General features: G+C 74.3%; 16 protein-coding genes. 3 read left to right on the top strand and 13 right to left on the bottom strand.

What is annotated here, in order from left to right; genetic code table 11:
• Nucleotides 1–168: 168 nt before the first annotated feature.
• Both FXF52_RS17710 and FXF52_RS17705 read right to left on the bottom strand, forming a co-directional pair.
• Nucleotides 169–1,239, bottom strand: a complete 1,071-nt coding sequence (locus FXF52_RS17710; RefSeq protein WP_148798022.1) for an NAD(P)/FAD-dependent oxidoreductase — start codon at nucleotides 1,237–1,239, stop codon at nucleotides 169–171.
• A gap of 20 nt (nucleotides 1,240–1,259) precedes the next feature.
• Entirely contained in the window at nucleotides 1,260–1,457 is a 198-nt protein-coding gene (locus tag FXF52_RS17705; RefSeq protein ID WP_148798021.1) for a heavy-metal-associated domain-containing protein, read from the bottom strand.
• A 216-nt stretch (nucleotides 1,458–1,673) separates the two neighbouring features.
• On the opposite strand from FXF52_RS17705, the gene FXF52_RS17700 reads away from it, so the two are divergent.
• On the top strand, nucleotides 1,674–4,913 hold the full coding sequence (locus FXF52_RS17700; RefSeq protein WP_148798020.1) for a cation-translocating P-type ATPase: 3,240 nt from the start codon (nucleotides 1,674–1,676) through the stop codon (nucleotides 4,911–4,913).
• A gap of 68 nt (nucleotides 4,914–4,981) precedes the next feature.
• Here FXF52_RS17700 and FXF52_RS17695 read toward each other — a convergent pair whose 3' ends face one another.
• Entirely contained in the window at nucleotides 4,982–5,695 is a 714-nt protein-coding gene (locus FXF52_RS17695; RefSeq protein WP_148798019.1) for a spermidine synthase, read from the bottom strand.
• A gap of 280 nt (nucleotides 5,696–5,975) precedes the next feature.
• Between FXF52_RS17695 and FXF52_RS17690 the strand changes: the two genes are divergently transcribed.
• A complete protein-coding gene (locus FXF52_RS17690; protein WP_222870556.1) occupies nucleotides 5,976–6,980 on the top strand; it encodes a zinc-binding dehydrogenase in 1,005 nt (334 codons plus the stop codon).
• Nucleotides 6,981–7,010: 30 nt separating this feature from the next.
• On the opposite strand, the gene FXF52_RS17685 is transcribed toward FXF52_RS17690, so the two are convergent.
• From FXF52_RS17685 to FXF52_RS17665, 5 genes are all read right to left on the bottom strand, one after another.
• A complete protein-coding gene (locus FXF52_RS17685) occupies nucleotides 7,011–7,619 on the bottom strand; it encodes a class I SAM-dependent methyltransferase (RefSeq protein WP_148798017.1) in 609 nt (202 codons plus the stop codon).
• Entirely contained in the window at nucleotides 7,558–8,469 is a 912-nt protein-coding gene (locus FXF52_RS17680; RefSeq protein ID WP_148798016.1) for a sulfite exporter TauE/SafE family protein, read from the bottom strand. Before FXF52_RS17680 ends, FXF52_RS17685 begins: the two co-directional genes overlap by 62 nt.
• Entirely contained in the window at nucleotides 8,466–9,047 is a 582-nt protein-coding gene (locus tag FXF52_RS17675; RefSeq protein WP_148798015.1) for a rhodanese-like domain-containing protein, read from the bottom strand. Before FXF52_RS17675 ends, FXF52_RS17680 begins: the two co-directional genes overlap by 4 nt.
• Before the next feature lie 89 nt (nucleotides 9,048–9,136).
• Complete coding sequence (locus FXF52_RS17670) at nucleotides 9,137–10,537, bottom strand: MBL fold metallo-hydrolase (protein WP_148798014.1); 1,401 nt, start codon at nucleotides 10,535–10,537, stop codon at nucleotides 9,137–9,139.
• 128 nt (nucleotides 10,538–10,665) lie between these two features.
• On the bottom strand, nucleotides 10,666–10,935 hold the full coding sequence (locus tag FXF52_RS17665) for a metal-sensitive transcriptional regulator (RefSeq protein ID WP_148798013.1): 270 nt from the start codon (nucleotides 10,933–10,935) through the stop codon (nucleotides 10,666–10,668).
• 261 nt (nucleotides 10,936–11,196) lie between these two features.
• Here FXF52_RS17665 and eccB point away from each other — a divergent pair, with 261 nt between their 5' ends.
• On the top strand, nucleotides 11,197–12,570 hold the full coding sequence (gene eccB, locus FXF52_RS17660) for a type VII secretion protein EccB (protein WP_148798012.1): 1,374 nt from the start codon (nucleotides 11,197–11,199) through the stop codon (nucleotides 12,568–12,570).
• 180 nt (nucleotides 12,571–12,750) lie between these two features.
• Here eccB and FXF52_RS17655 read toward each other — a convergent pair whose 3' ends face one another.
• From FXF52_RS17655 to FXF52_RS17635, 5 genes are all read right to left on the bottom strand, one after another.
• Complete coding sequence (locus tag FXF52_RS17655) at nucleotides 12,751–13,356, bottom strand: bifunctional 2-polyprenyl-6-hydroxyphenol methylase/3-demethylubiquinol 3-O-methyltransferase UbiG (RefSeq protein WP_148798011.1); 606 nt, start codon at nucleotides 13,354–13,356, stop codon at nucleotides 12,751–12,753.
• A 128-nt stretch (nucleotides 13,357–13,484) separates the two neighbouring features.
• Nucleotides 13,485–14,087: a phosphoesterase PA-phosphatase gene (locus FXF52_RS17650; RefSeq protein ID WP_148798010.1), complete on the bottom strand. Its 603-nt coding sequence runs from the start codon at nucleotides 14,085–14,087 to the stop codon at nucleotides 13,485–13,487.
• Nucleotides 14,088–14,123: 36 nt separating this feature from the next.
• Complete coding sequence (locus FXF52_RS17645; RefSeq protein ID WP_148798009.1) at nucleotides 14,124–14,990, bottom strand: carbohydrate ABC transporter permease; 867 nt, start codon at nucleotides 14,988–14,990, stop codon at nucleotides 14,124–14,126.
• Nucleotides 14,990–15,946, bottom strand: coding sequence for a carbohydrate ABC transporter permease (locus FXF52_RS17640; protein ID WP_148798008.1), 957 nt, complete (start codon nucleotides 15,944–15,946; stop codon nucleotides 14,990–14,992). The genes FXF52_RS17645 and FXF52_RS17640 overlap by 1 nt, the downstream gene beginning before the upstream one ends.
• Nucleotides 15,943–17,334 carry an ABC transporter substrate-binding protein gene (locus FXF52_RS17635; RefSeq protein WP_148798007.1) on the bottom strand — a complete coding sequence of 464 codons (1,392 nt, stop codon included), beginning with the start codon at nucleotides 17,332–17,334 and terminating at the stop codon, nucleotides 15,943–15,945. Before FXF52_RS17635 ends, FXF52_RS17640 begins: the two co-directional genes overlap by 4 nt.
• Between the last annotated feature and the right edge of the window lie 80 nt (nucleotides 17,335–17,414).

Genomic DNA, 17,414 nt, shown 5'->3' with positions numbered 1-17,414 from the left:
CCCCGATCGCCGGGTGGCTGCCCGGGCGGGCCCATGGTACGTCCCGGCCCGCCCTCGGCCGATCAGCCGAAAGGCGGTGAGCTGCCCGCCGCCGGCCGTGCCCGCGGCAGGTGGGGGCGCCGCCTGCCGGGCCGGGACGCCGGGACCCGCTCGGGCGGGGCGGCCCGCTCAGGCCGGGACGGCCGGCGCCGGCCGGGGCGTCGTCAGCCGTCGGTCCTCGGCCAGCCGGGCGGCCAGCACCTCGGCGTCCCGACCCACCCAGCCCAGGACCGCCGAGCCGCGAGCGCGCTGCCAGGGCAGGCCGAGGAAGTACAGCCCCGGCCAGTCCGTCACGCCCGCCCGCTGCACCGGCGCGCCGGCCGGGTCCAGCACCGGCACCGCCAGCCACGGGTAGTGCGGGCGGAACCCGGTCGCCCAGACCACTGCGTCCACCCGTCGGCGCCCGCCGTCGGCCAGCAGCAGGCTGTCCCCCTCGGCGTCCACCACCCGGCCGACCCGGTCGACCCGCCGCAGCAGCCCGGCCACGTCGGTCCCGATGATCGGGTTCTGCGCCGCGATCCGCCCACCCAGCCGGCTCTCGGCGCTCAGCCGCATGGTGCCCAGCCGGGAGAACCACCAGAAGATGTCCCGGCCGAGCCAGCGCTGCGGCAGCACCGGGCCGATCGCCGGGGCGGCCAGCACCACCCGCCGGCCGTGGTCGGCGAGCTCGGCGGCGATCTGCACCCCGGTGTTCCCGCCGCCGACCACCGCCACGACCGGGCCGGGCAGCTGCGTCGGGTTGCGGTACGCGCTGCTGTGCAGCTGGGTGACGCGGAGCCGGCCGGCCACCTCCGGCACCCGGGGCTTGTGGAACGCCCCGGCGGCGACCATCACGCGCTGGGCGTGCAGCGTCCCGGTCGACGTGTCGACGGTGAAGCCGCCCGCCGCGCCGGGGCGGACCGAGGTGACCCGGCAGCCGAGCCGCACCGGCAGGTTGAAGTGCGCGGCGTACGCGGCGAGGTAGTCGGCCACCTCGTCCTTGCCGGGGTGCCCGTCCGGGTCGCCGGGGAACGGCAGGCCCGGCAGGGCGGAGAACCGGCGCGGGGTGAACAGGGCCAGCGAGTCCCAGCGCTGCCGCCAGGCGTCGCCCACCCGGGCGTGCGCGTCGAGGATCGCGAAGGGCACGCCGGCGCGGCGCAGGTGGTGGCCGAGCGCCAGCCCGGCCTGACCACCGCCGACGATCACGGTGTCCAGGTCCATCGGTCCGCCTCCTCCCGCACTCAGGCGACCTGGTGGCCGGCCTCGCCGATCGCGGCCACGACGGCGGCCCGGTCGGCGTCGCCGTCGACCCGGACGGTACGGGTGGCCAGGTCGACGGCCACGGCCCGGACGCCGGCGACCAGGCCGACCTCCTCCCGGATGGCCTCGACGCAGCGGCCACAGCTGATCTTCGGCACGGAGAACACGAGCTGGGGCACGGTTCGCTCCTTCGTTCGGTGGGCCACCCCGTGGCGGCCCGGCAGCTCGAACCGTGCCGGTCGGCGCTGTCCGCGCCCTGTCGCGTACGCCCGAGGGGCCGACGGGTCGCGGACAGCGGGCGGACAGCGGCGGCCGGGAGCGTGGCGTCACCGGCCGCCGGACGGGCGGCAACCAGCCAGGGCGCCTGCGACGCCCGGTACGAGAGGAGCAGTGCGATGACGACACCGACGGTCGTCTCCGGCACGCTGGACATCGGCGGGATGACCTGTGCGTCCTGTGTGCGGCGGGTGGAACGGGCGCTCAGCCGGGTCGAGGGGGTGGCGCGGGCCGAGGTCAACCTGGCGACCGAGACGGCGACCGTGGCCTACGACCCGGCCCGGGTGAACCCGCCGGCGCTGACCGCGGCGGTGGAGCGCGCCGGCTACACGGCCACCGTCCAGGTTGACGAGCCCCGCCGGCCGGACGTCCCGGCCCCCGAGAGCGCGGACGACGACGCCGAGCGGGTCCGGGCCGAGGAGCGGGAGGTCACCCGGCTCAAGCGGATCTGGCAGCTGACCCTGGCCACCGGGCTGGCCATGATGGTGCTGATGTACCTGCCGCTGTCCATCGACGCGATGGACTGGCTGATGCCGGCGCTGCTGGTCGTCGCGACCGTGGTGCAGTTCGGCGCGGGCCGGCCCTTCTACCGGGCGGCCTGGGCGGCGGCCCGGCACGGCGGCGTCAACATGCACACCCTGGTCGCCCTCGGCACCACCGTCGCGTACGCCTACAGCGCCTTCGTCACGCTCTGGCCGGCGGCGGCCGAACGGCTCGGCCTGCCGCTGCACGTCTACTTCGAGATCTCCGTGGTGGTCATCGCGCTGGTGCTCACCGGCCGGTGGATGGAGGCCCGGGCCCGGCGGCAGACCGGCGCCGCGATCGGCGCGCTGCTCGGGCTGCGGCCGCGCACGGCCCGGGTGCTGCGCGACGGCGTGGAGACCGAGGTACCGGTGGACGCGGTCGTGGTCGGCGACCTGGTCCGGGTCCGCCCCGGCGAGAAGGTGCCGGTGGACGGCACGGTCACCGAGGGCGCCTCCACGGTGGACGAGAGCATGCTGACCGGCGAGAGCATGCCGGTGTCGAAGACGGTCGGGGACGTGCTCATCGGCTCGACCGTCAACCGGACCGGCTCGGTGGTGCTGCGGGCCACCGCGGTGGGCCAGGACACCACCCTCGCCCAGATCGTCCGGCTGGTCCGCGAGGCCCAGGGCGCCAAGGCACCCATGCAGCGGCTGGTCGACACGGTCTCCGCCTGGTTCGTCCCGGCGGTGATCGGGCTGGCCCTGCTCACCTTCGCCGTCTGGGCCGTCGCCGGACCCGACGACGGGCGGCTGACCTTCGGCATCGGCACCGCGATCGCGGTGCTCATCATCGCCTGCCCCTGCGCCCTCGGCCTGGCCACCCCGACCGCGATCATGGTCGGCACCGGCAAGGCCGCCGAGCTGGGCATCCTCATCTCCGGCGGGGAGGCGCTGGAGCAGGCCCGACGGATCACCACGGTGGTGCTGGACAAGACCGGCACACTCACCCGCGGCCGCCCGGACGTCACCGTGGTGCACGCCGCCGACGGCGTCGACGCCGACCAGCTGCTGGCGTACGCGGCGGCGGCCGAGACCGGCTCCGAGCACCCGCTCGGGGAAGCGATCGTCCGACACGCCCGCGCCCGCGACCTCGCCGTACCGGCGGCGGGCTCCTTCACGGCGCTGCCCGGACACGGCGTCGAGGCGGAGGTGGCCGGCCGCCGGGTGCTGATCGGCAACCCCGCGCTGCTGCGGCGGCACGGCGTCGACGTCGCCCCGCTGGCGGACGCGGCCGCCGCGGTGGCGGCGCGCGGCGGCACCCCCGTGCACGTGGCCCTCGACGGCCGGCTCGCCGGCGTCGTGGGGGTGGCCGACACCCTGCGCCCCGAGTCCCGGGAGGCGGTCGCCCAGCTCCGGGCGCTCGGCCTGCAGGTGTGGATGCTGACCGGCGACAACCAGGTCACCGCCGAGGTGGTCGCCCGCGAGGTCGGCATCGCGCACGTGATCGCCGACGTCCGGCCCGACGAGAAGGCCGCCCGGGTAGCCGCCCTGCAGGAGCGCGGCGCGGTGGTGGCGATGGTCGGCGACGGCATCAACGACGCGCCCGCGCTGGCCCGCGCGGACCTGGGCGTCGCCATCGGCACCGGCACCGACGTGGCCATCGCGGCCTCCGACATCACCCTGGTCGGCGGCGACCTGCGCGGCATCGTCTCGGCCATCGCGCTGTCCCGGCGTACGGTCACCACGATCAAGCAGGGGCTGGGCTGGGCGTTCGGCTACAACCTGCTGCTGATTCCGGTGGCCGCCGGGGTGCTCCACCCGGCCTGGGGGATCCTGCTCGACCCGTCGCTGGCCGCCGCCGCGATGGCGATGAGCTCGGTCAGCGTGGTCACCAACGCGCTGCGGCTGCGCCGCTTCCGCCGCCCGGAGACCGCCGCCGCGCTGCGGCCCCGGCTGGGCGCCCGGCTCGGCGAGTGGGCGTACCTGTTCGGGGTGGCCGCGCTCGCGCTCGCCGTGGGCGCCGGCTTCACCGCGCTGAGCCGTACCGACACCGCCGCGCGGGGCATGAACGGGGTGCTGGCCTGGACACAGGGCACCGGCATGCCGATGCGGCCGGCGATGAGCACCATGATGACCGCCGAGACGGAACCGGTGCCCGCCGCCGACGCCGGCGTCCGGGTCGACCTGCGGATGCCCGCCGAGGTGCTGCCCGGCCGGCCCACCACCGTGCGGGTCCGGATCACCGACGCCGAGACCGGCCGGCCGATCCGCGACGTGGGGCGCAGCCACGAGGCGTGGATGCACCTGATCGCCGTCCGCGACGACCTGGCCAGCTTCGCGCACGTTCACCCGCAGCCCGCGGGCCGGCCCGGCGAGTTCGACGTCACGCTCACCTTCCCCACCCCCGGGCGCTACCTCGTGCACACCGAGTTCCGCCGCAAGGGCGAGCTGACCGACGTGCTGCAGCGGCACGACGTGGCGGTCGGTGACCCGGCCGAGGTCATCCACCAGGCGGCGACGGTGTCCGGGCGGCAGCAGGTCGTCGACGGCGTCCGGGTGACCCTGGACGGGAGCGCGAAGGTCGGCGGCAGCCGCTTCACCTACCGCTTCGCCGACGCCGTCACCGGCCGGCCGGTGACCGGGCTGCGGCCGTACCTCGCCGCCGCCGGACACGTGGTGATCATGTCGGCGGCGGCTGACAGCTTCGCCCACGAGCACGCCGAGACCGAGGACGCCGAAGGCCGCCCGGTGTTCGCCCTGCCCGGCCAGACCTACGGGCCGGACCTGGACCTGCACGTCGACTTCCCGCGCCCGGGCCGCTACCGGCTCTGGGGGCAGTTCCGCCTCGCCGACGGCCACGTGATCACCGTCCCGTTCACCGTCGACGCCCGCTGATTGTCCGCCCCGCGGCTCCCGGCGTGCCCGGCCGGGAGCCGCCCGCCATCCGCCCCGGGGCGGGCCGGTCAGTGCCGGGCCACGTAGACGGTGTTCGCGGCCTCCCGGCGCTGCAGCGGGTTGGGGAAACGGACGACGTGCGCCACCGAGGTCGGAAACACCGCGGTCAGCACCCGCTGGAACGCCGGGTCGGGCGGGTCGTTCGACCAGAGCGCGAAGACGCCGTCGCGGTGCAGCAGCGCGGCGAGCCGGCGCAGCCCGTCCACCGTGTAGAAGGCGGCGTGGCTGGGGTGCAGCACCTGACGCGGCGAGTGGTCCACGTCGAGCAGCACCGCGTGGAACCGTCGGCCCGGCGACTCCGGGTCGAAGCCGGTGCCGCTGGCCACCGCCGCGAAGAAGTCCGCCCGGACGAACCGGGTACGCGGGTCGGCGGCCAGCCCGGCGGCGAACGGCAGCAGGTCCTGCCGGTGCCAGTCGATCACGTCCTCGATCGCCTCGACCACCAGCAGGGACCGGACCCGCGGGTCCTCCAGCGCGGTCCGCGCCGTGTAGCCGAGCCCCAGGCCGCCCACCACCACGTCCAGGGCGTCCCCGGTCAGCGGGGCCAGCCCGAGCCGGGCGAGCTCGATCTCCGCGACCGGGAACAGGCTGGACATCAGGTACTCGTCGTCGAGCTTCACCTCGTACACGTCGACGTCGAGCGAGGGCTCGCGGCGCCGCCGCAGGCTCAGCTCGCCGATCGGGGTCTCCCGCCAGGCCAGTTCTTCGAATCGCGCGCCCACCGGGTGATCCTCTCCGCCGGTCCCGTGAGGCGGATGTTACCGGCCCGTCCGGGCCCGGCCCGGCCGTCCGCCGGGCGCGGGCCCCTTTTTCCGCCGGCGGTGGCATCGCCCGCGCCACCCCGGGTACGCCTACGGCGACTCCAGCTCGGCTGGCGGCCCAACGCGGCCTCCGCGCCGCCAGGCGGCGCTCCGGACCGGACGCAGGCCGGTCTGACGCCGCGCAGCGACCTGGAGCCGTCGGGGCCGAGGACGGCGGAGGAAGGAGCCGAGCGTGGCGGAGATGCTGGCCGGACGGCTGCACCTGACCGAGCGGGCGCTGCGGATGGAATCGGTGCCGGTGCCCGAACCGGGCCGCGGCGAGGTCCGGATCCGGGTCGCGGCGGCCGGGGTGTGCCTGTCGGACGTGCACCTGATCGACGGCACCCTCACCCCGCTGTACCTGCCCGGCGACGTGGTGACCCTCGGTCACGAGGTGGCGGGCACCGTGGACGCGCTGGGCGAGGGGGTGCGGGGCTGGCAGCCGGGCCAGCGGGTGCTGCTCCAGGCGGGGGAGCGGGACCGGTTCGGCCTCGTGCTCACCCGTGGCGTCGACTACGACGGCGGCTGGGCCGAGTACGTCCTGGCCCGCGAGGACACCCTGGTCCCCGTTCCGGACCTGCTGCCGTTCGAGCAAGCGTGCATCATCCCGGACGCGGTCTCCACGCCTTGGGCCGCGGTGACCGACACCGGGCGGGTCCGGCCGGCGGAGGCGGTCGCGGTGTGGGGCCTCGGCGGCCTCGGCACGCACGCGGTGCAGCTGCTGATGCTGATCGGCGCGGCGCCGGTGATCGCCGTGGACCCGCTGCCGGCGGCCCGGGACCGGGCGGTCGCCCTCGGCGCGGACCTGGCCCTCGACCCGAAGGACGGCGGCTTCAAGGACGCGGTGTTGGAGCTGGTCGGCACCCGGGGGCTCGACGTCGCCTTCGACTTCGCCGGCGTCCCCGCGGTCCGCGAGCAGGCCATGACCGTGCTCGGCCGGCACGGCCGGCTGGTGGTCACCGGCATCGCCAACCAGCCGATCAGCATCCCGTCGGACAGCCGGTTCACCTACAACCGGCAGGCGGTGCTCGGCCACTACGGATCCGAGGCCGAACACGTCGGGCAGTTGGTGACGCTCACCGGGCTGGGCCGGCTCGACCTGTCCGCGTCAGTGAGCGACGTGCTGCCGCTGGCCGACGCGCCGGAGGCGGTGCGCCGGGTCCAGGAGAAGCAGGGCAACCCGATCCGCCTGATCCTGCGCCCGTGAGCCGCGGGGCACCGCCCCGCCGTCCGCGGATCAGGCGGCCGGCCGGGTCGCGACGACGACCGTGTCGAGGGCGTCGACGGTCCCGCCATCGCCGGTGGGCACCGGACGGCGGGCGGTCTCGGCCCGCTGGATGCGCAGCCCGGCGAGCCCGTCGACCACCCCCTCCGGGGTGAGCAGGATCGCCGGGTCCTGCGGGCCGCCGGTGCCGCCGGTGAGGTTGGCCCGGTCGTGCCCGACGACGACCAGGGTGCCGCCGGGCCGCAGCGCCTGCCGCGCCGCGTCGAGCACCCGCGCCAGGTCCTCGGCGGGCAGGTGGAGGTAGGCGATCAGGACCAGGTCGTAGCTGCCCGGCACCGGCCGGTACGTGGTCACGTCCGCGACCCGCCACTCCACCGGTACGCCCCGGCGGGCGGCCAGCTCGCGGCCCCGCTCGACGGCCACCGCCGAGAAGTCCACCGCGGTGACCCGCCAGCCGCGTTCGGCCAGCCAGCTCGCGTTGCGGCCCTCACCGGCCGCCAGGTCGAGCGCGCTGCCGGGGGCCAACCTGTCGACCGACTCGACGACGAACCGGTTCGGCTCAACGCCCCACACCAGATCTGGATTGCTCGCGTAGCGGGCGTCCCAGGCGCTGCTGTCCACTGTGTCTCCTCCTTCGGCGGCGTCGCCCCGCCGCGACGGTGACCGTACCGGCCACCGCCGACGCCGCCGCGGCGGCCAACCCCAGTCCCAGTTCGGGCGGGAGTTGCTGGGCGAGCACGAAGATGCCCATCACCACAACGAACCAGCCGAACGCCCGGCGCAGCAGGTCGGCCGGAACGCGTCCGGCGAGCCGTCCGCCGAGCACGCTGCCGACGATCGCTGCGACGGTGACAGCGAGGGCCAGGCCCCAGTCGATCTGCACGGTGGAGAGGTATCCGGCCAGGCCGGCGAAGGACTTCATCGCGATGACCACGAGCGAGGTGCCGACCGCGGCCGGCATCGGCAGGCCGCCGAGCAGGGCCAGGGCGGGCACCACCAGGAAGCCGCCGCCCGCGCCGACCAGGCCGGTGACCAGTCCGACCACCACGCCGTCGAGGATCACCCGGAAGACCGGCAGCTCGTGCGGCACGGGCCTCCCCTCGGTGGCGCGCCGGCCGCGGATCATCGCGACCGCGGTGGCCAGCATCATCACCGCGAACCCGGTGAGCAGGTACGCCGACGGGATGAACTCAGCGAGCCGACCGCCGGCGTAGGCGCCGGTCATGCCGGCGAGGCCGAAGATCAGGCCGGTACGCCAGCGGACCCGTCCCGACCGGGCGTGCGGCAGCAGCGCCACGGCGCTCGTGGCACCCACCACGAGCAGAGACGTCGCGATCGCCTCCTTCGCCGGCAGGCCGGCGACGTAGACCAGCAGCGGCACGGCGAGGATGGACCCGCCGCCGCCGAGCAGGCCGAGGCTGACGCCGATCAGGACGGCGAGGCCGACCGTGAGGACGACGGCCCCGCTCATGACCGCAGCTGGCCGACGATGGTGTCCAGATCGCAGCTCGCGCCCCGGTTGTACGGCAGCTTGCTCAGCAGCATGCCCATCGCGCAGGTGTTGGTCACCGCGGCGAAGGTGAGGCCGGCGCCGATGAACCCGGCGACCCACTTCAGGCCGGGCACGAGGATGGAGCCCAGGACGCTGGCCAGCACGATCGAGCCGGCGACGAGGCGGACCTGACGCTCCAGATCCCAGCGCTGCCTACCCTGCTTGACCGGAGCGTTCGCCGCCTGCCAGGCGAGCATGCCGCCGTTGAGCACCTTGAGGTTCGGCAGGCCCACTCCGGCGAGCGCCTGCTCGGCCTGGCTGGCCCGGGCGCCCGACCGGCAGATCAGGACGACGTCCTCGTCGAGGTGGTTGCGCAGCTCCGCGCGGTGCTCCTTGAGCAGGTCCAGCGGGACGTTGTAGGCGCCGGGGATGTGGAGGGTCTCGAACTCGGCCGGGGTGCGGACGTCGAGCAGGCGGGGCGACCGTCCCGACTCGATCAGTTCGCGCAGGCTGGTGGCGTCGAGGGTGGCCGGGCGAGTGGTTTCGGAAGCGCTCATTTCTCCTCGTTCAGGGATAAACCGCCATGCTTGACGGCAGGGTGATCCACCGGCCGGCGCGGATCGCGCCGGCCGGAACGGGACACGGGTCAGCTCTGCTCGGCCATCGCGACGCCGGCAGCCGCCGCGCGGTCGAACTTGTCGTCGATGACGACGACCTCGCGGCCGGCGTTCGCCAGCAGCGACGCCGCGGCGGTGGCCCGATAACCGGAGCCGCAGTGCACCCAGAGGACGCCGGCGGGTACGTCCGCGAGCCGCTGGGGCAGGTCGGGCAGCGGAACGTGCACCGCGCCCTCGACGTGGCCGGCGCGCCACTCGTAGGTCATCCGCACGTCGAGGACCACGTCCGGGGCGGGCAGTCCGGCGGGGATGTCACCCGCACGGGCGGCGGCCAGCGCCGAGAAGTCGACCCTCCGCAGCTCGCGCAGCTGGTCGGGCGTGGCCGCCCACTGCTCGGCCGCGCCGGTCGCCTGCGCGGCCGGCCGGTCGATGCCGATCCGGACCAGCTCCCGCTGGGCGGCGGCGACCTGCTCCGGCGTCTCCGCGAGCAGGGTGACCGGCATGCCCCAGTCGATCAGCCAGCCGAGCCAGGTCGACATCGGCCCGTCCAGCCCGAGGCTGACCGTGCCGGCCAGGTGCGAGGCCGCGTACGCCGTGCGGTGCCGCAGGTCCACCACCCACTGGCCGGCGGCGATCCGCTCGCGTAGCTGCGCCGCGTCGGCCCGGGCCACCGGGGTGAGGTCCACCGGGGCCGGCCCGGCGAGGTTCGCCACCCCCATGTGGGCGTAGTACGCCGGGTAGGCGTCGAGCCCGGCCAGGGTCTCGCTCACGAACTGATCCGCGGCGAGCCGCAGCACCGGGTTCGCCTGCTTCTCCCGGCCGATGGTCGAGTCGGGCGCGTCGGCCTGGGCGGCCGAGCAGAAGCTGCCGAAGCCGTGTGTGGGCCACACCTGGGCGCCGTCGGGCAGCAGGTCGGCCAGTCGCTTCGCGGAGGCGTGCTGCTGGTGGGCCAACTGGTGGGCGTGCTCGGGGCCGAGCAGGTCGGTGCGTCCGGTCGTGCCGAACAGCAGTGAACCACCGGTGAAGACCCCCGCGGGCTGCCAGCCCCCGTCGGTGGCCTCGTCGAGGACGTACGACAGGTGGTGGAAGGTGTGACCCGGGGTGGCCACCACCCGGAGGCGTAGGGCGTCCGAGATGGGCACCACGTCGCCGTCGGCGACCGACATCCGGTCGAAGTCGACCTCGTCGTCGGCGGCCACCAGGTAGCGGGCGCCGGTCAACCGGGCCAGTTCGAGCCCGCCCGAGACGTAGTCGTTGTGGATGTGCGTCTCCACGACGTGGGTGATCCGTACCCCCTTCGCCCCGGCGAGGTACAGGACGCGGTCGATGTCCCGTTGCGGGTCGACCACGATCGCGACCTGTCCGTCGGAGGCCAGGTAGCTGCGGTCGCCGAGCGAGGACGTCGCGATGACGGACGTCTCGACTGCCATGTGCCGTTCTCCTTTCCACGCCTTCCACATACCCCCCGGGGTATGTGGAAGGCACACTTCGGCCCCGGTTATGGGCGCGATTACCCGCCCATGCCGCACTCAGGCGGCATGGGCGTCGAATTCTTCGGTCAGGCCAGGGCGAGGAAGAGCTTCTCCAGCTCCTCCTCGGTCATCTCCGGTTGCTCGCCCCGGTCGCGGGCGGTGCCGCAGTGCCGCATCCCGGAAGCGATGATCTTGAAGCCCGCCCGGTCGATCGCCTTCGACACGGCGGCGAGCTGGGTCAGCGCCGCGCGGCAGTCCTCGCCGTTCTCCATCATCTCGATGACGGCGTTGAGCTGGCCCCGCGCCCGCTTGAGCCGGGTCAGCGCCTCGCTGGTCATCTCGGGCTGAAGCTTCATGGCGTTACCTCCCGGTCCCCAATATACCCCGGGGGGTACCCGTCCGCCACCGGGACGTCGTGTGGTCGCTCACCCGGCCCGTGGCCTACCCGGCGCCGCCGGACTCGGCGGCGCGACCCGCTGGGCGGAAACGACCCCCGGGTCCCGGAAGGCGTCGCTGCCTGATTCGCCCGGACCGGGCCCACCGCTGCCACGGAGGGTCCCCGAGAGATCGACGGAGCGCTTATCCTGTGCCCCGACGATCCAGGCGGAAGGGACCCGATGCCGTCGCGGCAGGACCAGCTCCACTCCTACCAGTTCGCCGTCCAGCGGGCGGTCGCCGCGCTGGTGATGCGGGAGACCGACCCCGCGCAGTCGCCCTTCCGGCGGTTGGCCGGTGCCGGCCTCGCCAGTGTGCTGGTCGCCGTGATCGCGCTCGGTGGCGTCGCCCTGTACGGCCTCTTCGCCGGCGGCGGCAGTTCCTGGCGCGACCCGACCGCGGTGATCGTGGAGAAGGAGTCCGGCGCGCGGTTCGTCTACCGCGAGGAGAAGCTCCACCCGGTGCTCAACTACGCCTCCGCGCTGTTGATCATCGGGGCGGAGCGGCCGAAGACCGTGCTGGTCTCCCGCCGCTCCATCGACGGGGTGCCGCGCGGCCTGCCGCTCGGCATCGCCGACGCCCCGGACTCGCTGCCCGCGCCGGGGCGGCTCGTCACCGGAGCGTGGACGGTCTGCTCGGTCAGCGCCACCCAGGCGGGGCGTACCGAGGCGCGGTCGGCGCTGCTGGTCGGGCGGGACGCCACCCGCGGTCGGCCCCTCGGCGAGCAGGCGCTGCTGCTACGCCACCCGGACGGCACCCTGTACCTGCTCTGGCACGACCGGCGCTACCTGCTCCGCGACCCCGACCGGGTGCTGGCCGCGCTGGCCGCGACCCGGGAACGGGCCGTACCGGTCGCCCCGGCGCTGCTGCGCACCGTGCCGGCCGGCGCCGACCTGGCCCCGCCTTCGGTACCCGGCCTCGGCGCGTCCTCCGACCGGGTCGCCGGTGCCACCGTCGGCGACGTCTACCTGGTCCGCAACTCCGGCGGTGGCCGGCAGTACGCGGTGGCCGAGCGGGGCGGGCTGGCCGGGGTCACCGAGCTCCAGGCCGCCTTGCTGCTCGCCCGCACCGGCCAGGGCGACCCGAAGCCGATCACCCTCGGCCGCTTCGCCGCCCTGCCCAAGCTCCCCGACCGGGTGCCCACCGGGCCCACCGCCCCACCGGCCGTGCCGCCCCGTTTGGCCACCGTGGACGGCGGGGCGCTCTGCGCCCGGATCGGCGACGACACCGGCGTACGCGACGTGCGGGTGGGCGCCACCGCGCCGGACCTCTCCGCCGCCACGGGTGGCCGGTCCGGGCTCGCCGACCACCTGCTGGTCGAACCGGGGCGGGGCGCCGTGGTCGAGTCCGTCGCGGCGCCCGGCGCGTCCGGCGGCACGGTGCACGTCGTCACCGACCTCGGCCGGCGGTACGCGCTCCCCGGCTCGGACGTGCTCGGCATGCTCGGCTACGCCGGAGTCCGCCCGGCCTGGCTGCCGGCCAGCCTGGTCAGCCTGGTCCCGGCCGGCAGCCCGCTCGACCCGGCCGCCGCCCGCACGGTCGCCGCCCCCGCCTGAGCGGCCTGCCACCCCCGCCGTCGCGTCCGACACTCGGCGAAGTGGCGGCATCAGGCACGCCGGAAGCCGCCACGTCGCGTCCGCCAGGTCGGCGAAGTGGTGGCTTCTGGGCGCCGCCAGCTCGCCGAAGTCGTGTCGCTCTCGCGAGTCCCGATCGCCGGCGGGGCGCCGGCTGGGGGGTCAGGCGGCCGGCTTGCGCAGGACGCTGACCGCGAAGTCGGCGTCCTCCAGCCAGGGGCGCAGGTCCCAGGTGGCGAAGCGGTGTTCCAGGCGGAGCCCGGCCGCCACCGCGTCGTCGTCGAAGTCGGCGAGCGGGTAGCCGCGGTCGGTGCCGAAGCCGACCACCACGAGCCCGTCCGGGCGGACGTGCGCGCCGATCCGGGTCAGCACCGCCCGCTCGGTGCCGGGGGCGACGAACGCCAGCACGTTGCCGGCGCACACGGCGGCATCGAACTGCTCCGGCTCCCCCTGCGCGGCCAGGTCCAGCTCGGCGAGGTCACCGACCAGCCAGCGCGGCCCGGGGTGGTCGACCTGGGCCGCCTCGATCAGGGCCGGGTCGGCGTCCACCCCGACGACGCGATGGCCGCGGGCGGCGAGGGCGGCACCGACCCGGCCGGTGCCGCTGCCGGCGTCCAGGATCCGGGCGCCGGGCGGGACCAGCGCATCCAGCAGTCGCGCCTCACCGGCCAGGTCGGCCCCCTCGGCCGCGAGCCGGCGGAACCGGTCGATGTACCACTGCGAATGTCCGGGCTGGGTGTCGGTCACCCAGCGGGTCGGCTTGCCCATGCCGCCACCGTAACTGATCTACAGGGTGCCCCCGGCAGGGCCCAGATCCCCGGAAGGGTGGCTGTTCGTCGCCCGGATGGCCGCGCTTTCCGGGAGCCAGACCGCACCGCCAGATGGATTCGGCGGGTTCAGGTGAGGGCGAGGAAGGTGCCGGCGGCGAGCGGGGCGCCGAGGGCGGTGCCGGCGGCGACCTGCGGCCAGGTGTGGTCCCGCAGCACCACCCGCGACCAGGCGACCGCGGCCACCAGCAGCCAGCCGACGTGCAGGGCCGGGCCGTGGAGCAGCACCAGGACGGCCGCGGAGGCGGCGGCCACGGCGGCGTGGATGCTCAGCTTCCACCAGTGGTTCACCAGGGTGCAGGCCGCGCCGACCACGAAGATCACGACGATCATGGCGAACAGTTCGGCCGGGGCGCGCAGCGCGACGAGCAGGCCCATGCCGACCGCCACCGAGGCCAGGCCCGTCAGCAGCGGGCGGGCCCGCTGGGTCCGGTCGCCGACGTGCCGGTCGGTGAGCCGGCCCCGGCGTACGCCGTGGACGATCACGCCGACCGGGATGACCGCGCAGAACAGCAGCGCGGTGCCGGCCCAGCGCAGGAAGCTGCCCAGGTCGTGGCTGGCCCCGGCGGCCACCAGCAGCGGCATCGCGGTCACCAGCACGCTCGGCGCGAGCACCTCGGTGATCAGTCGGGCCAGCCGCCCGCCGACCGTCCGTTCCGCGACCGCCCGCACCGGGCCATCCTGCGGGCCGCACCGGGCAAGGTCAAATCACCCTTTCTCCGCGCCGCTGGTGAGCCCCTCGGTGAGCAGTCGCTCGCTGGCGAAGAAGAGCACCACGATGGGCAGGGTGAGGATCGCCGACCCGGCCATCAGCACCGTCTTCGGGACCTCGACCCCGTCGGAGAGCAGCGACAGGCCCAGCGAGACGGTCCACCGGTTCGGCCGGTCGACGAGGAAGAGCAGCGCGAAGAGGAACTCGTTCCACGCGATCATGAAGTCGTACAGGGCGACCGCCATGACCGACGGCGCGGCGAGGGGGAGGCTGACCCGGCGGATGACGCCGAGGCGGCCGGCCCCGTCGATCGCGGCGGACTCCTCCAGGCTGACCGGGATGGTCTCGAAGTAGTTCTTGAGCATGTAGACCGAGACCGGCAGCGTCTGGGAGATGTAGACCAGCACCAGCCCGACCAGCGACCCGCGCAGCCCGGCCCGGGTGAAGACCACGAACAGCGGGATCGCGATGACGATCGACGGGAACAGGTACACCGCGAGGAAGAGCGCGTGGACCTGCCGCCGGCCGAAGAACCGCAGTCGGGACACCGCGTACGCGCCGGGGATGGCGACCACGAGGGTGAGCGCCGTGGCGGCCAGCGCGACGAGGCCGCTGTTGCGGATGAAGGTGAGGAAACCCTGCCCACCGTCCTCGGTGGCCCTGAGCACCTCGGCGTAGGTGGCGACGGTCAGCTCGCCGACCGGCACCAGCAGCGAGCCCGGGTCGAGCAGCAGCCGCTCCATGGGGCGGACCGAGAGCACCAGCATGTACCAGAACGGCAGCAGGGTGACCAGCAGGAAGACGGCGATCACCAGCCGGCGCAGCCAGCGCAGGCTGACCGTCTCGATCCGGTCCCGGTACATCACACCTCTCCTCGCCGGGCGAAGAAGCGCAGGTAGATCGCGACGAACACGATCAGCACCACGGCCAGCACGACCGCCTGCGCGGCAGCCGCGCCGATGTCGGTACGCGCGGTGAGGAACTGGTAGACCCGGACGCTGACCACCTCGGTGCCGGCCGAGCCGCCGGTGAGCAGGTAGACGTCGTCGAACTTGTTGAACGTCATGATGAACCGCAGCACCCCGAGCAGCGCGATCACCGGCATCAGCTGCGGCAGCAGGATGTGCCGAAACCGCTGGGTCGGGGTGGCCCCGTCGACCCGTGCCGCCTCCTCCAGCTCACCGGGTACGGCCTGGAGCCGGGCCAGCAGGAACAGGAAGGCGAACGGGAAGTAGCGCCACGCCTCGAACGCGATGACCGTCCAGAGCGCGGTGGAGTCCTGGGAGAGGAACGGGATCGGCGCGTCCCAGCCGAGGAACCGCCGTCCCCAGTCGTTGACGATCCCGAGCTGCGGGTCGAGCATCACCTGCCAGACGAAGGCCATCGCGACCACCGGCGCCACGTACGGCAGCAGCATGGACGCCCGGACCACGGTGCGGCCCCGGAACGGCCGGCGGACCACCAGCGCCGCCACGAGCCCGACCAGGATCGACCCGGCGGTGCCGCCGATGCTGTAGACCAGCGTGGTCCAGAGCGTGTCGGCGAAGCCGGGGGTGTGCAGCACCCGGTCGAAGTTGTCCAGCGTCAGCTCGCCGAACAGGCCGGTCCGGCGCAGGGTGGCCAGGCGTACCCGCTGGAAGGCCAGGACGATCGTCCAGACGATGGGGATGCCGATCACCGCCACCACGACGAGCAGTGTCGGGGTGACCAGCGCGAGCCCGGCGCGGGACTCGCGGCGGCGCAGGGTGAGCGGGCGTCGGCCGGGGCGGGGCCGCTCCCGGGTGGGGGAGCGGCCGGCCTCCGGCGCGGTGGTGGTCACTTGACGCCCTTGGCGATCGCCTCGACGTCCTTCTTCGCCCGGCTCGCGGCCGCGGCGGCGTCGGACTTGCCGGCGATCACGTCGGCGAGGGCCTTCGGCACGGGCAGTTCGCCGAGGATCGCCCCGACCAACTTGCCCTGGCCCTGGCTGAGCCCCCAGCGCTGGAAGGTGTCCGGGCTGCGGCGCAGGGTGGCCAGCACGTCCTCGCCGTACACCTGCGACAGCGGCTGCTTGGTGTCCACGCCGGCCTGGCTGGTGTTCCAGGCGGTGAGGAACTTCTCCTTGTCGTCGCCGGTGCCCTTGCGGACCGGGAAGCGGCCCTCGGGGGACATGCCGAACCAGCGCGGGTAGCCGTCGGAGAGCATGTACTCCACGAAGGACTTCGCGGGGTCGGCCGCGCCGTCGAGCACGGCCCACGAGCTGATCTCGCCGTACTGGGCGGGCTCGGTGCCGTTCGGCCCCTTGATCCCGGTGACGAAACCGCTGTTCTTCGCCAGGAACGCCGGGTCCCGCTGGCACTGCGGGCAGGTCGGCTTGGCGTCGTTGCGCAGCCCGGCCAGCTCGTCGAGGATGAACGGCGACCAGATCAGCATGGCCGCCTTGCCGGCGAAGTAGGTGGCCCGCGTGGTGTCCACGTCCTGTGCGCCCTTGACCGAGTGGTCGCGCATCAGCTCGCCGTAGAAGCGGAACGCCTCGACGCACTCGGGGGAGTCCAGCTTCACCGCGCCCGAGTCGTCGGTGAGCTGGCAGTTGTTGGCCAGGGCCAGGTGCTCGAAGGTCTGCTGGGTGAACACGTCGCCGGGGGCGGTGGCCGCGGTGATGCCGGCGACGCCGCCGGTGTTCAGCTTCGCCGCCGCGACGGCGATTTTCTCGTACGTGTCGGGGGCGGGCAGGCCGGCGGCGGCGAACAGGTCCTTGCGGTAGACCAGCAGCTGCCCCCACCCGTCGCTGGGGACGGCGAGCTGCTTGCCGCCGTCGGCGGTCAGCTCCAGTGCCCGCGGCGAGAAGGTGTCCCGACCCAGCTTGTCGACCACCTCCTGGTTGGCGTCCGGGTGCAGCAGTTCGTTGCCGGCGAGGGTGCGGACGCCGGCCAGCGGGACCGCCCCGACCACGTCGGGCAGGTCGCCGGCGGCGGCGCTGGACGCGATGAGGGACGGGAACTGGTCCTCGTTGACGGTGACCAGGTTGACCTTGACCCCGGTCTTCGCGGTGTAGTCGGCGATGATCGCCTTGGTGGCGGTGACCCGGTCGGCCACGTCCTCCAGGCTCCACACGGTCAGCTGGGAACTGTCGGTTTTCCGCGCGTCGTCGCCGCAGGCCACCACGATTGTCCCGGCAAATGCCATGATCAGGGTAGAAGCGAGGATCCGCATCGAGGGTGATGACATCGGTGGCACTCCTCTCGAAGGGTACATCAGGGATCTAACGCCCTCGATTGATCATCTACAAGACATTTACCAATATTTCG

It is taken from the genome of Micromonospora sp. MP36, assembly GCF_008119785.1.
GTDB lineage: Bacteria > Actinomycetota > Actinomycetes > Mycobacteriales > Micromonosporaceae > Micromonospora.
This window is presented reverse-complemented; position numbering and strand designations above follow the sequence as displayed.